The organism is Ningiella ruwaisensis, from assembly GCF_004798935.1.
GTDB lineage: Bacteria > Pseudomonadota > Gammaproteobacteria > Enterobacterales > Alteromonadaceae > Glaciecola > Glaciecola ruwaisensis.
On sequence record NZ_RAHT01000004.1, the window covers coordinates 38,472 to 52,967 of the forward strand.

General features: G+C 42.1%; 12 protein-coding genes. 6 read left to right on the forward strand and 6 right to left on the reverse strand.

Translation table 11 applies throughout. The annotated features are described in order from the left end of the window. Nucleotides 1–81 precede the first annotated feature (81 nt). From D6V41_RS09245 to nosR, 4 genes are read left to right on the forward strand one after another with little or no spacing between them, the layout of a single operon-like run. A complete protein-coding gene (locus tag D6V41_RS09245; RefSeq protein WP_136251233.1) occupies nucleotides 82–639 on the forward strand; it encodes a helix-turn-helix domain-containing protein in 558 nt (185 codons plus the stop codon). Then, nucleotides 636–1,514, forward strand: coding sequence for a phosphate/phosphite/phosphonate ABC transporter substrate-binding protein (locus tag D6V41_RS09250; RefSeq protein WP_241664502.1), 879 nt, complete (start codon nucleotides 636–638; stop codon nucleotides 1,512–1,514). Before D6V41_RS09245 ends, D6V41_RS09250 begins: the two co-directional genes overlap by 4 nt. Continuing rightward, nucleotides 1,495–3,156 (forward strand): sensor histidine kinase, encoded by a 1,662-nt coding sequence (locus tag D6V41_RS09255; protein ID WP_136251234.1) that lies wholly within the window; start codon nucleotides 1,495–1,497, stop codon nucleotides 3,154–3,156. The genes D6V41_RS09250 and D6V41_RS09255 overlap by 20 nt, the downstream gene beginning before the upstream one ends. Next, a complete protein-coding gene (gene nosR, locus D6V41_RS09260) occupies nucleotides 3,157–4,416 on the forward strand; it encodes a response regulator c-di-GMP phosphodiesterase, NosR family (protein WP_136251235.1) in 1,260 nt (419 codons plus the stop codon). A 59-nt stretch (nucleotides 4,417–4,475) separates the two neighbouring features. On the opposite strand, the gene D6V41_RS09265 is transcribed toward nosR, so the two are convergent. The 4 genes from D6V41_RS09265 to D6V41_RS09280 all read right to left on the reverse strand — a co-directional run bounded on the left by D6V41_RS09265 (nucleotide 4,476) and on the right by D6V41_RS09280 (nucleotide 10,582). Beyond that, entirely contained in the window at nucleotides 4,476–5,699 is a 1,224-nt protein-coding gene (locus tag D6V41_RS09265) for a heme biosynthesis HemY N-terminal domain-containing protein (protein WP_136251236.1), read from the reverse strand. Next, the gene (locus D6V41_RS09270) at nucleotides 5,696–6,889 is read right to left on the reverse strand and encodes a uroporphyrinogen-III C-methyltransferase (RefSeq protein ID WP_136251237.1); all 1,194 of its coding nucleotides are present in this window, start codon (nucleotides 6,887–6,889) and stop codon (nucleotides 5,696–5,698) included. Before D6V41_RS09270 ends, D6V41_RS09265 begins: the two co-directional genes overlap by 4 nt. A gap of 325 nt (nucleotides 6,890–7,214) precedes the next feature. Continuing rightward, nucleotides 7,215–8,327, reverse strand: coding sequence for a mechanosensitive ion channel family protein (locus D6V41_RS09275; protein ID WP_241664503.1), 1,113 nt, complete (start codon nucleotides 8,325–8,327; stop codon nucleotides 7,215–7,217). 227 nt (nucleotides 8,328–8,554) lie between these two features. Then, nucleotides 8,555–10,582 carry a TonB-dependent receptor plug domain-containing protein gene (locus D6V41_RS09280; protein WP_168711000.1) on the reverse strand — a complete coding sequence of 676 codons (2,028 nt, stop codon included), beginning with the start codon at nucleotides 10,580–10,582 and terminating at the stop codon, nucleotides 8,555–8,557. 585 nt (nucleotides 10,583–11,167) lie between these two features. On the opposite strand from D6V41_RS09280, the gene D6V41_RS09290 reads away from it, so the two are divergent. Together D6V41_RS09290 and D6V41_RS09295 are read left to right on the forward strand one after the other, a co-directional pair. After that, nucleotides 11,168–11,482 carry a hypothetical protein gene (locus tag D6V41_RS09290; protein ID WP_136251240.1) on the forward strand — a complete coding sequence of 105 codons (315 nt, stop codon included), beginning with the start codon at nucleotides 11,168–11,170 and terminating at the stop codon, nucleotides 11,480–11,482. Nucleotides 11,483–11,611: 129 nt separating this feature from the next. Next, the gene (locus D6V41_RS09295) at nucleotides 11,612–12,658 is read left to right on the forward strand and encodes a hypothetical protein (protein WP_136251241.1); all 1,047 of its coding nucleotides are present in this window, start codon (nucleotides 11,612–11,614) and stop codon (nucleotides 12,656–12,658) included. 40 nt (nucleotides 12,659–12,698) lie between these two features. On the opposite strand, the gene D6V41_RS09300 is transcribed toward D6V41_RS09295, so the two are convergent. Further along, nucleotides 12,699–13,481 carry a uroporphyrinogen-III synthase gene (locus D6V41_RS09300; protein WP_136251242.1) on the reverse strand — a complete coding sequence of 261 codons (783 nt, stop codon included), beginning with the start codon at nucleotides 13,479–13,481 and terminating at the stop codon, nucleotides 12,699–12,701. An 11-nt stretch (nucleotides 13,482–13,492) separates the two neighbouring features. Further along, nucleotides 13,493–14,428 (reverse strand): hydroxymethylbilane synthase, encoded by a 936-nt coding sequence (gene hemC, locus D6V41_RS09305; RefSeq protein WP_136251243.1) that lies wholly within the window; start codon nucleotides 14,426–14,428, stop codon nucleotides 13,493–13,495. Between the last annotated feature and the right edge of the window lie 68 nt (nucleotides 14,429–14,496).

Here is a 14,496-nt window from a genome sequence, read left to right on the forward strand (position 1 = left end):
AAATCCATATGTCGCAAATGTCATTATTTTATGAAGGTCTGCTATTATCCACTGTATTACCAGTCAAGTAGTCGGTAGCCTATGAGATCATACTCAAGCGGTGAAGTAGCAAAAATTTGTGACGTCACCTCACGTACAGTCATTCGTTGGATTGAAGCAGGAAAATTACAAGCATTTAAGTTACCTGGAAGAGGGAACAATCGTGTCGCACAAGACGATTTGCTCACGTTTTTAAAAACAAATGACATTCCTGTTCCCAGTGAGCTTACAGAAAAAAACGAGCGCAAGTGTGTCGTTTTATCGAGCGACGACTATTTGCTCAAGCATGTAAAACGCATGGTGATAGACGCAGATTTTATTCCTGTTTGTCATGGCAATCCGTTTAATGCCGGGCTTGAAATTGCTGCGCAACGTCCTACGCTAGTTGTGTTAGACGCAGACATAGATGGCATCAACCCAATTGAAAGTAATAAATTAATGCAACAGCTCTTTGATCAAACGCCAGCTTGCATTGTATTTAGTGCCAGCAAACGTTTTCATTCGGCCAAACAATTTACCAACATGCTCGTGCTAGCAAAACCCATTGCATTTAATGGCTTTGCACATGCCTTGGAAAAACTGGGGCTTATTCCGCAATGAACGCGATTGTCTCTGCCTGTATGTTAGTCGTGCTGATATTTGCCGCTTCTGCAGGTAAGGCTCATGCCTTAGGGATGCAAATCGAGACGCCAATGCAGATGGACAGTCCAAATAAAGGTATTACAAAACATACATCGGAACCGCTGATATTCGGCATTGTTCCCCAGCAATCAGCAAAAACCTTGGCGTCTATTTGGGGGCCGTTTATACAAGCGCTTAGTGATAAAACCGGCTATGATATTCGTTTTGCCACTGCGCCGAGTATCCCCATTTTTGAAGCACGACTGGCTGCGGGTGAGTATGATATTGCATACATGAATCCATATCATTACGCTATGTTTTCAGTTGACCAGTCTTACCGTGCGATTGCCAAACAGGCCGATAAACACATTCAAGGCATTATCGTAGTAAAAAAAGATGCAAAGATTTCCACGCTTGAGGAGCTAGCCGGTCAAAAAATTGCTTTTCCCGCTCCATTGGCGTTTGCGGCAACCTTGATACCTCAATCTGTATTGAAACAAAAACAGATTGAGATAGAACCGGTATATGTGCGTTCCCATGATTCTGTTTATTTAAATGTGGCCAAAGGATTTTTTACGGCAGGTGGTGGAATTGTCCGCACACTTGATAGTGCGCCGGCAGAAGTCAGCGACAATTTGAGAATTTTATGGACCAGTAATCCTTATACGCCCCACGCCTTTGCAGTAAATAGTACCCTTAGCGATACGGTGGCAAGTACAATTGCCGATGCACTTACTGATTTAGACGATGCAACACTGTTAGAACCCTTAGGTTTTTCCAAACTCAGCGCAGCCGAAGATAGCGACTGGGATGCAATACGAGCTTTAAATATTAATGTTTCAGCTCAGCCTTAGAAGTAAAACCATAATCGGCACAGCCGCAATTGAAGGTGCTCTACTGCTGCTTTTGATAGTTGTTGCCACCCGATTTTTTAGCGATACACTAAATTCAACGCTCCAAAAACGCGCCGATACCACAGCCACGCTTTTTGCCACCATGACGAAAGACGCGGTTTTATCTTACGATTTAGCTTCGTTAGATGCATTTTTAAATGAGGTGTTACGTAATCCAGATATTGAGTATGCACGTGTATTAGATGCTGATGGAAATGTGTTTGCTGAAATGGGAAAGCAAGTACTGCTATCTAGAGATTTTCAGGCAGATAGCCATTTAAGTGAAGTATCAGATGGCATATTCGACAGTTACGCTTTAATCAAAGAAGGCGAAAGCGTTTATGGTCGCGTTGAGATTGGTATAAGTATTGATTTACTTCAACAAGCCTTAAGTAAGATTACTAACTGGACATTGAGTATTGCGCTGACTGAAATGCTGCTTGTCGGACTATTTTCATGGTTTTTAGGCAGCTATTTGACATCGCAACTGCAAACGCTTAAACGCGCAACAAATCGTATTCAAAAAGCCATAAAAACCGGCGATTTTACTCGCGCAAAGCTTGATACTAAGGGGCAGGACGAAATTGCACAAGTTGCGCAAGCCTTCAACTTGCTTGTCTCTAATCTGGAAGCCCAAAACTTACAAACAAAACTATACCAAGATGAGCTACAGGCGTTTAATAATAAGCTGGAGGAGATTGTAGAGCAGCGAACCGAACAGCTAGCAAGTAAAAACGCCCAGCTACAATCTACCTTTGATGAATTAAAGCTCGCGCAACAACAGCTTATTCAAACTGAAAAAATGGCCTCGATGGGGCAGCTTGCTGCAGGGCTTGCTCACGAAATCAATAACCCTATCGGGTTTATCAAAAGTAACGTGTCTTCTCTAAATCAGTATAACAAGCAGTTTGTCGCACTGTATGAGCTTTGCGCGAAACTTATCATTTGTCAGGACGTAGACGCCAAGAATGCCCTGATAGCCGATCTTAAATCTCTGGTGAAAACTGAAAATTTAGCGTTTGTCTCTCAGGACGCGAGTGATTTGATTCGCGATGTACGAGAAGGAGTGAATCGTGTTATTGAAATTGTGCAAAATATGACAGTGTTCTCGCGCGTGGATTCAGACAAAAAGCAGCTGTTTGACATAAATCGATGTGTAGAGACCACCGTTAAAATGGCGAAGAAGCAAATTGAGGCAAAAGGGCAAATACAACTTGTATTAGGTAAGTTACCTCAAACCTGCGTTAATGTTGGAAAAATCAATCAGGTACTGACGAATTTATTGGTCAATGCGTCTCAGGCCATTTCTGAAAATGGCAAAGTCATCATTAAAACCAGCAGCACAGAAAAGCGGGTAAAAATAACCGTGGCAGATACAGGCGTAGGTATTCCACAGGAATACATCGATAAAATTTTTGACCCTTTCTTTACGACCAAAGCCGAAGGAGAAGGTACCGGCTTAGGCCTGTCGATTTCGTTCGATATTATAAAAGAGCATGGGGGCCAACTCAGTGTATCCAGCAAGCCCGGTAAGGGCACGGTTTTCACAATTTTATTACCGGTTCAGTTTTGCCCCATCGGACCTGAAGAGGAGTTTGCGTAAATGTCAGATAAAGTAACCTTATTGTTCATCGATGATGAAAGCAGTATTTTAAGGGCAATGAAACGCATTTTTCATGACGATAAATACAAGCTGGTCCTGGCGGATGACGGACAAAAAGCCCTTAAATTCATGGAGCAACATCCTGTTCATGTCGTGATTTCAGACATGAAGATGCCAAAAATGAGTGGCGCCGATTTTCTACACGAGGTCGCCACTCGCTATCCCGAGACCTATCGTATTGTTCTTTCAGGTTATGCTGATGTTGAAACCACGCTTGCCGCAGTGAATCAGGGTAGAGTGCACCGTTTTATGCAAAAGCCTTGGGACAATGAAGATCTTATCGGCGCAGTGAATCAGGGTATTGAAAGACATCGTCTTATTCGCGAGCGAGAGGTTTTGCACAAGCGCCTCGCCAAGCAAAACAAACAACTCATTGATTTAAACCAGTCTCTTGAGGGGCGCGTTGAGCAGCGAACGATCCAGATAAAAGCTGCGATGCAGCGTGCCGAGCAAAGCGCGCAGTCCATCAGAAAAGTGGTGTTTAACATTCTTAGCACAGTGCCAAGCACCAATAGTGCTTTGGCCAAAAAAGTCAGTCTTTTGGCTGAAAAGACGGCGCTAAAGCTTGGGCTTGAAAAGAAACAAGTACAGGATATTAGCTACGCTGGTCTGATACACCAAATCGGTATGCTAGATCTTGACTCAAAAGTACACAACACGCCTTTTAGCGATTGGAGCCCGGTACTACAGGATAAGTATCTTAATCAAGGCAATCAGGCAATGCTCATACTTTCACCCAGCCAGTCCTTACAAAGTGTCGCGGACATTGTCTCGTGCCAATTTGAATATGTGAATGGAAAAGGTTATCCGCGACATTTGAAGCAAGATGAGATCCCAATTGGTGCACAAATTCTGGCAGTAGCCCGCGATTACCATCGCTATATGATGGGTTTGATTGAGCATGAAAAGGCAGACAATAAAAGCATTGTTACTAAGCTGAATCATTTTGTCGGCTTACGCTATAGTCGAGAGGTGGTTGACGCCCTATTAAGCGTGGCAACAAGTGTAGCGGATGCTGACCCAAACACTGGCATCACTACCGATCAGGCAAAACCCGGGATGATATTAAAAGAGTCTTTGTATAACGACAAAGATATTCTCATTCTGCCCGAGGGACATAAGCTTGATGAGTCCTCTATCAATAAACTCAAAATTCTTGAAAAGCGTTTTAATTTTACGCTTTATTTGAAGTGCAAATAGAATCTATATCAATTAGCAAAGGGCTTGGCGCAACAAGCCCTATATGCTTGCTCAGGCGATTATGCAGTTTTTGAGGCAGGGTGGATGGTCTTCGCCGACATGCTTCGATACAGTTTATTCGCTTTCTCATAAGCATGTTGCTTTTCAAGTATTGCCGCTAAAAGCAGTAAATCTTCTTCTTTACGCCTGAGCTCTAGCGCTTTATTAATAGCGCGCTCAGCCAGGGACAAATCTTGACTGTTAAAGGCTAAGTGTGCCAATACGGAATAAAGTTTAGCTTCTTTTGGCTGCTGTTTGATCTGGCTTTCTATAAATCGAATCGCCAGATTAGGCGAGGCATGATTAAGCTGTTTGAATAAGCCATAAAACGCATCATGCTCGCGTTTTTTGGCAAACTCAACCAATGAGGTTTCTGCTTCAGCAGATAATCCTTGGTCTAATAGGAGCTGGACATAGCAGATTTGATTGGCAATGTCTTTTTTCGCTGAACGCGATAAGTTCTGCCATTTTTCGCGCAAACCGTTAGCTCCCTGCTTACTTGCAATGGCCGCAAATTCACCATGGGTCGCACGCTCCGCCCATAGAATATACTCATCACCCAAGACTTTTTTATTTTCACCGATGCAGTTTTTAATCTCATCCCAACGTTTTAATAAGCTTAATGCTTCCAGGCGCAACTTTACGGCGATGGCAGATTTTTTTGTATTGCTGTCAAGCTCATCTAGAAGCTCGATGCATTTGTTTGCTGAAGATTTTAAGGCCTGCGGTTTGTTATGCGCATTATCATACGCATTATCAAGAGTCAGTTGTGCGTGTTTGAGTGTTGCCATACTCGTTGAGGCTTGCTCAACTTGCGCTTGTGCAAGCAGAGTATCAATGTGCTCACCCCGGTTATTTCGCGCATCAATATCGGCTGCTAGCATATAATTACAGCCCTTAAATTCGCCGCCAAAACTTTTTTCAAGTTGTTTTTGAGCATTTGCCAAATCGCCAACAAGATAGGCTTGTAAACCTTTAAAAAAGGCTCGCTCTTGCTGACGTTTCGAATAACTGCCAAACCAGTTATGCGAGCCTGCAAACATTCGAACAATCCGTTTCATGAGCCAAGCGAGGATAAGATAGGCAATAAATGCAAAAATGATGATGACAAGTGCGCTGATAATCGACATTTCGATATACCAGTCAGCGACATTGATAATGATGGCGCCCTCGACACCGATTAGCGTATGCCCAAAAAATAAAGCGACAAAGAGGATGGCAAGTAAAATAATAAACTTGATCATAGCGCGTTATCCCGATTGTTGAACTGTCGCTCAATCCGTCGCTCAATTGCATCGCCGAGGGCATCAACTGCATTTAATTTGCTGGGGTAATCGCGTTCAAAATTCGTTTCCTGAAGCTGTTGTAATGCTTTCATGAACTGAGTTACTTCAGGTGTATCAATCTGATAGTGCTCGATAATAAGCGCCATTGCTCGTTGTAAGGACGTTTGATAAAGCGTGAAGTGTTCATTTAACGCAGCCGTTTTAGCCTGGGTAAGCGCAAATTTAAGCTGTTGCTCAATTAGCCACTGTTGGCTTTGTGCTAAAAAAGGCTCAAGAGGTTCATCGAGGCGTCTCACCGTCATGAAATCCCCCACAATATCACGCCACACTTTCTTTAAATTATCTTGCCAGTCACTGATGTCATTGGACAGTTCTGTTGTTTCATCCTCTGATTTTTCAGGAAGCGCCAATAACTCAAGCGGCAGTTGTGACACTTGAGGCAGTAAACCGGAAATAGCCAATGCCAACGACGTTGTTGAGACAGGATTAACCTGTTGCAAAGCTTGAATATCACTCGCAATCAATGCACGTATAGGTAATAGAGAAGGGTCATTTAAGTCGTCTAAACGTGCGTCAGCTTCTTGTAAAAGCGTTACTGCGGTACGCAAATCCTGCTCAAGATAAAGCTTTCGACCTGCAAGGTTCACGAGATAATTTGCCTCGGCAAGCAACCAGTCAGACGGACGACGGCCAGATAGCTCGTTAATTTGGCGCTTTAAGGCATCGTTAATTTCCTGATATTCAAGTACTTGCGCTAACAAATTGTCTACAGACGCTGATAATGCGTTATTTTTATCGCTAACACTTGCTTCAAGTTGAGTAAGTGCCTGATTATTTGTGCGAATTTGATTTTGTAGTTGCTGTGTCTGGTTTTCAAGATTTTCAGAAAGCTCAAGTAATCCGTCGTCTTCGTTTTGAAGCACTTGGGTGTAATACCAGTACGCACTTCCAATGATAAGGAGTATCAGTAGTAAATTGATAATTGATAGAAACCATAACCCGCCCGTTTTTGCGGATTTGTCTTTTTGTGAAGTTTCGTCGGATGGGCTGTTTTCTGTGGTGAATTTTGCGTCTTTTTTTGTGTCTTCTTTGGTGTCTTGTTTATTGGTAGACACGGTTAGTGAATTAGAGCGGTTAGCGTCAGTCATCCAAGACTCCCATTTATCAAAATTTTGAAGCGCTTGCTGGTTTGTTTATGAGGCAAGGCGCTGGAGGCGATTTTTGTTTTGTTTTTATTATTCAATATTATTCAAAAGGTTTGGCCTACGGCGATACGCAAAACTGACTTGCTGAATGTGAGCGCTGCGCCAAATTAATGTAATAGTTTAGCACTAGTTTATCAAACTCGATACGTTGGATAATAAAATGTAGGGAAGAAATAAACGCCTCTTCAGACAAATTTTGAGCTTTTTACGTTTGCTTCTGACCTTACAAAGTTACTGATCAGCAATATGAAAAGAGGACCCTTCGCTGTCATTCTCGTTTATCACGGAGGATAGACGTTAAGCTGTTGTCACTCCCTTCCTGATCTAAGTTCAAAGCGCGGATTGGATAAGGGATTACAATCCCTTCTTCGGCATAGCGTTTATGTAAGGCCTTTATAAATTCAGAGCGAATAAAAAATCGATTGAAGTATTCTTGAGCTCTTAGCATAACCGTCAAATTAATACTCGAGTTGTCAAAGCCGGTAAAAATGACAAAGGTGTCATAATCTGCGATACCCCATTTGTGGCTTTTAAGAATTTCTTTTGCTACCTCCAGTGTGACTCGTTCAACGTGCTCTAAATCCGAACTGTAATGAACACCTACATCGACCGGTACTGAGAGCTGTTTTTCGGGGTAATAATAATTGATGATTTTGGATTGAGCCAATACGCTGTTGGGCATAATAATGACATTGTTTGGCAGCATTTTAATCCATGTCGAACGCCATCCTATTTTTTCAACAAATCCCTGCTCGCCGGAGTCAAGTTCAATGTAGTCACCCACCCGGATGGGCTTATCCGCCAGCATTTGAAGACCTGAGAAAAAGTTTTCCAGAGTAGGCTGGAGTGCCAATGCAACCGCCAGCGAACCAATCCCTAACGATGCAATCAACGGCGTAATTGAAATGCCAACAGTACTTAATATAAGCAACAGTCCAACAACTATAATGACCGCGCGGAGCATGCCTCTTAGTAGTGTACCGCTACTTTTCAGTCCGCTGCCTTTAATGCTCAGGCGCGTTATACTCATTCGAGCAAAATGGTCGCCATAGATTAATAGCGCAATAATCAAAAAAAGCTGCGCCAAAATTTGCAGTTGAGTAACCCAGGTATTCGCGATTTCTTCGTAAAGTTGGATCAATTTTGTTGTAAACATCAAACTGATCGCAACTACAACGAAACTTAAAGGGCGCTTTGCTGCGCGTACCGCAATTCCAGACCAATTATAATTAGTCGGATGATTCCAATCGCGCAAATATACAAACAAAATGCGCTTTACTAACCATAACGGGATAAAGAAAATTAGAAAAAACAATGGGCCCATCGCCCAGATAGGTACCCATTGATTCATCCAGTGAAAGATATTCTCTAATACAGTCAAAACAATAGACCCCGTGCAAACTTATTGGCGTGTTTGTAGAGCTTTCTTTAAGTTGCAAGATGAGTTGCAAGTATTACACCTTTCTGATTAGGTCCTATGATAAATTTAAGTGCTTGAAATATGGTTAGATAAATATCGCGTTAACAATAAAGAGCAATAATGTGTGCACATACTCATTCGGTATTGCACCAAAAAAGTACTTTTTAGCCAAGCGTGCACTGAATAAATCAAAACGTTTTGCTAAGTGTTAAAAAGATCCGCCTCGCGTATTCGGTATCCCGCAATTCTTGAAATAGTAAATCAGAAAATCCTCGTCGGCCTGCGAACACCTGTCGAATGCGCGCTTCGCCGCCTCTATTGAAGTTTTGAACATCAAGACGCAGTTTCATACCCTCACCAAAGCGTTTTTCAGTAAATAAAGACCAACTGTATTCATTACCAAACGCGCTGAACTCATCAAGACCATATTGTTCTCGAAAATCATCGGCGAAATAACTTAATCCCCAGGCAAAATTGTATTGATTAAGATCTTGACGAAATTCTACGTTGTATTCCCATTGTTCAAAATCGGACATGATCCTGCGCTCGGATGTAAGCGGATCTTCTACATCTGAGTCCTGAAACTCAAAACGGGCGTCAATACGACCGTCAACGATACCAACAAAATCAGTCGGCAGCGTGAAATTACCTCTAATGCCCGTTCGACTTCCATCGCCAATGTTACCTGCAACTTCCAGATTGTTTTGAAGGGGAACGAGGTCTTCTACATCGCTAATCTCGTCGTGAAAGACGGTAAGATTAATTGCACCAACACCTGAAAATCTTTGTTCGTAGCGTATATCAAAAGTTATCACTTTTTCAGGTTCAAGTTCAGGATTGCCCAGCACAAGCTGATCGTCTCCCAAATTGACGCTGCTTGTGAAATCGCCAAAGTTCAATTGGCCTATTGTGCGAAAAAGTCTCACTTGCAACTGACCATCGTTAGCGAAGGTTCGACTCACAGTTACATTCGGCTTAAGGTAAAAAAACGAACGAGAGGCTTCAAAACCTCCCGTTTGAGTAATGGTGGAATCCTCCGCAGCAATCGATGCTTCTATAGCATAGTCTGAAAGTGAAAAAGAATTGGTGACTTGTACATCAATCCGTTCTTCTTTAACCGTTGTAACAGCACCTGCTACGTCTTGAGGCACCAATACACCATTTTCATTGCTTAATAGCGCAAAATTGCTTTTTAGCTCGTTAACCGTTCCTTCCAAGCTAAATTGCATGCGATTAGATTCAAAACCTGTGTAGTCTACTTCAAGCCTCATGATATTTTCACTTTGATCTTCGGTGATAGTAAATGCTGAATCCTCTAAACTGGACCCGTTCGCAAAGGTGCGTGTCAATCCTCCTTGACCCAAATAGTCAGATGAGGCGTTTATGGCAATAAGCTTGGCATCAATATGTTGCGTCAATTCATGCTCTGCATCAAAAGCAATCTCATACGAGTCACCGACATCTATATCCAGAAAAAACGCATTGAAGGGCAGGTTTTCACCTGCTTTAATAGGCGTACGAAAAGAATTCAATCCACCGTTTTCATCAAAATTGTCGTAGGTAAGATTGGTATTGAGTTGGGTCTGCCAAAGCTCAATGTTGGCATTAAGCGATATTGCATACTCATCGCCCTCTTCTCTAAAACGCTCATCTCTAAATTCAATAAGTTCACCTTGCGTGTTAGTGAGTTCTTCGGTGCGGTCAATAATATTTTCGTATTCTGCCAATAGTAGATTGGCAGTGTATTCAAGCTTGCTGATGCTTGATGAGTAGTTAAGCTCAAGCTGCGGTTTAATGCGACTACTTGGCTGAAACTGTCGCAACGATAGCTCTGCAGTACCAGCGCCTGCCATGTCGTCACGTCGAATGATATTTGCAACTACGCTTTGATTCGGTAAATCAAATTTAGCCAGGTTGCCTCGCAACACTTCAATGGCCAATACGCTTTGCGCCGGGATGGCACCAAGTTGGTCACTTGGTGACTCTGATTTTGATGATATTCTTACACCATCAATTAAAATATTACCGGCAGCACCGGAAAATCCTCTAGAAGATTGATTGCCGTTATCTAATGAAAAGCCAGGCAAATTTTCAATTAAATCCAGTGCGGTAATGGGGGCATAGGCATTAAAAAAAGACCTTTCATAACGACTGGTGCACACGCCGTCTTCACAACTTTCTTCAGCGCTGTTAACGCTGCTACTTAAAATTAGCAAAACGCAGCAGCAAGTCGCTAAGCTAATTACCTTTTTAAAACATTGATTTGTTGATACCACTTAGATTATCCGCTAATTAGAACATCGGCTTATTTGAGCTGGCGAGATATTAACACAGCATAATTTAAGGTATTTACTTGCTTTACGGAAGTCTCATAAAAACATGCGTTAAACTTACACGTTTGCTAAGAGTGATTATTGGTTAGATGCGTGTAAAAAATGTTGGCAAAAATGTTGACAAAAGGTAAATCCTGTCTAAATTTTATAATGTGAATTGTAGGAAGTATTCACTTTATTTAAAATTAAAGTCAATTAATTTCATAAGGATATTGAATATGAATCAGCAATCAGCAATCAGCAATCAGCAATCAGCAATCAGCAATCAGCAATCAGCAATCAGCAGCAGGGAAATCGCTTTCAATAAAACTGAAAGTTTTTACAACCTTACTTGTTTTTCTCTCGGCATCTTTCTCTAATCCAGTAAACGCTTATTTTATTGTCAATGACTATTCCACCCCAACGGGATTAGTATCTTCAACACCTGTTTATCATGCAGGATTTACATCTGGTAATCTTGGTGGAGGTATGGATATAGGGATTGGTGGGGGATTTGTTAATTATGGCGTTCGAACGCATTTTAGATATGAAGATTCACCAGAAAGAAAGCAGTGCCTTAGAGAAAGCAACCATCAAAAATTATGGTGTGATGTTGGTCGCATAACAGTAGCTACAGTCACTGAAATAGGGATTCTTGCTCTCGGGCTATCAACTGTTTGGGCAGGAGGAACAGGAGCTGTCCTAATCGGTGTTGGTTCTACTATAAACGGTGGACTTCTGGAAAGTGAATTATCAAGATGTGAAAACGAAAGAGATAATAGGGATATGGATTGCCCAGATTGAGGATTAGTTATGAAATATTTAATAGTAACCACTAAACGGAATGCCTTTTTCTTTTTTATACTCCCTTTAATCCTTTTCTTACTTATAGGGATTGTAGAAAAACCTCCACACCTCGTATTTAGATACGAAATGTTTGGATTAGTATTATTCGGATGTGTGTTGTTTCACGCGCTATACCGATACATGGTTGAGAAGCATATGCCCGATGGTAAAAAGCCACCCAAATATGCGCTTGGAGTGTCGTCTTTTTTAGTTTTGTTTTTATTGGTCGTTTCAATTTATACCTCGTATTTCCGAAACGCAGATTTAAGCGATGCAAAAGGTGTGAATAAAAGTGATTTTGAAACTGCAATAACGAGGAGTACTGAAAATGTTGATAAATCGATGTTTCTTACGTCGGCAGATTCTGACAAAACCAGATTTGTCCAAAAAAAACTTGAGGGCAATAGTCCTGAGTCTGCAGAGTCAGCTTTTTACTTACCTGTTGACAGTGAACTAAATATGGTACAGCAGTTTACTTCAGTAATTCACTCTGCTGCATTAGCAAAAATGCAACCCAATATTGATTCAATGGAAACTAAAGCCATTGCTGAGGCCTTTGGAAAAGAATTTACAACTTTGTTGATTCAAAAAGATTGGACCAAAATGCATTTGCTTATTGCAGAGTACTCAAATGAGTTACCAGATTCGCTGAATATTGCCACTAATTTATTGTTAATGTATGGCGCACCGATGCAGGAAATAGAATATTACTTAGGGCAGGGGGCAGAGGTATCTGTCCCTGCTACACTAAGTCTAATAGCAAATGGTCAAATTGACGAAATGATAAAACTCGAAAATTACGGAGTCTCATATTCTTCGGAGCAATTTCTGCAAATGTCTATGTTGGATTTGGCACTTATGAATAAATTGCCCCCTGAAAGCTTCGATTTCCTATTGGCAAGAGTTCAGAATGTTTCCGAATTTAAAAAAGAAATTAAGGTCGACACGCTTGCAATTGCTTTGCTTACGGCAGAACAACACAGCAAGAATGCGCCTAAGTTTATAAGTTCTCTTCTTAAAAAAGATGGGGTAAATTTTACAGAGCAACACCGCGCTATTTTGGACAAATTAAAAAAATCTTCTCCAGATTTGGCAGACGATATTATCGCGCAAGTACCTGATACAAATGTGTAGGCAAGGAAGTACTACAGAAGATGCTAAGCTCTTCATTTAATTAAACACCCAAGTCTTGTAAACGTGTAGCGGCGTTTACAATCGCTTGTGAAGAAGCGCCCTCGGAAACATGGATGTTAGTAAAGCCTTGCGCGTTGAGAAATTCGCCTATGCGTTGACTTGCCACTATAAAGTTGCAGCGCTTAAGGACAGCGCTTGGTAAATAATCCAGCGCTACCTTAGCGATGTCGACGCTGGTAATAATAATACAGCGAATAGATGCGAGCTCCTCACTGCTCAACGGGCGCGTGTCATCCGTATTTAGTGTGCTGACGCGTTTATAAACAGAATATACGCTTAATTCGCTTTTTTTCGCTTTAAGCGCAGCTTCGATTTCGCCTCGCCCGCCTTTGCCTTTTATCAAGGCCACGCGCTTACTCGATAAACCTTTAAAACAAGGGTGAGCGATAATGCCTTCTGAATTTTCAGGTGAAGCAATGAAAATGCGCGAAGCTAAGTCACTTAGTGACATTCCCTTTTCTTTAAAAAGCACGGCTTTGAGATGCTCTGCGCAGCTTTTGCCCACGCACAAAAATTGGGTAGTGTCACAGATAAGTGAATCCGCATTGGTTTTAACCCAATCAAGGGTGTAAGTGCTGGTAATAATAATAAGATCAAAGCCCTTAAATTGCGTTTCACGCGCTGAATTAAACGCATTGTCGAAAACGGGTACATTCAAGGGTATTATTTGAATAAGCGCTTGTTTAATCGAGTTGAAGCCTGCATTTAAAAGCGCTTGCTGAGTTTCGCTTGCCTTTGGCTCTGGACGCGTAATAAGCAACATAAGGCTTGGACTTAAGATACATGCAGTGCGGCTAGTATGTCGCCTGCGCCTTGTTTGAGTAACGATTCAGCAACATTACAGCCAATTTCTTTTGCTTCGTCAACATCCCCGCTACTTTGAGCTTTAAGCACTTGCTTTCCGTCTGGGCTTGCAACTAAACCGCGCAAGTGAAGCGTTTCACCTTCTAAAGTGGCAAAGCTCCCTATGGGTACCTGACAGCCTCCTTCAAGTCGCGCATTCATTGCGCGCTCTGCGTTGACTCGCCATGCGGTTTCCTGATCATTCAATGCCTGTAGTAATTGAATTAATTCAGCATCATCATTACGACACTCAATCCCAACTGCACCTTGCCCCACTGCCGGCAATGACTGCTCTGGTGATAGCTCCTGTGCGATACGCGCTTGCATGTTAAGTCGAATAAGCCCTGCTGCCGCCAGAATAATGGCATTGTACTGGCCGTCGTCAAGCTTTCCTAAGCGCGTGTTTACATTCCCCCGTAAGTCCTTAATCTGTAAGTCAGGCCTAATTGCGCGTAATTGCGCTTGTCTGCGTAAACTGGAGGTGCCCACAACGGAGCCATGAGGAAGAACATCTAAACTCGCAAATTGATTGGATACAAAGGCGTCAAATGGATTTTCACGTGGGCAAATAGCATGCAAACCAAACTCCTGCGGAAACTGCACAGGCACATCCTTCATCGAGTGCACTGCCAAATCGGCTTTACCCTCTTGCATGGCTACTTCAAGCTCTTTGATAAATAAACCCTTTCCGCCAATTTTAGCTAAGGGCGTATCCAAAATTCTATCCCCTTGCGTAGACATGGGGACAAGTTTGACCGTTAGCTGCGGATGATGTTGCTCAAGCTTGTCTTTCACGTAATTTGCCTGCCACATGGCAAGCGCGCTTTTACGAGTGGCGATTTTTACCACGCGATCAGATTTTGACATGGTGTTTCCAATAAATGTTTATGTAGCTCCGGCGTATTTTCCGAATACTCGATTTTGACTATATGCGC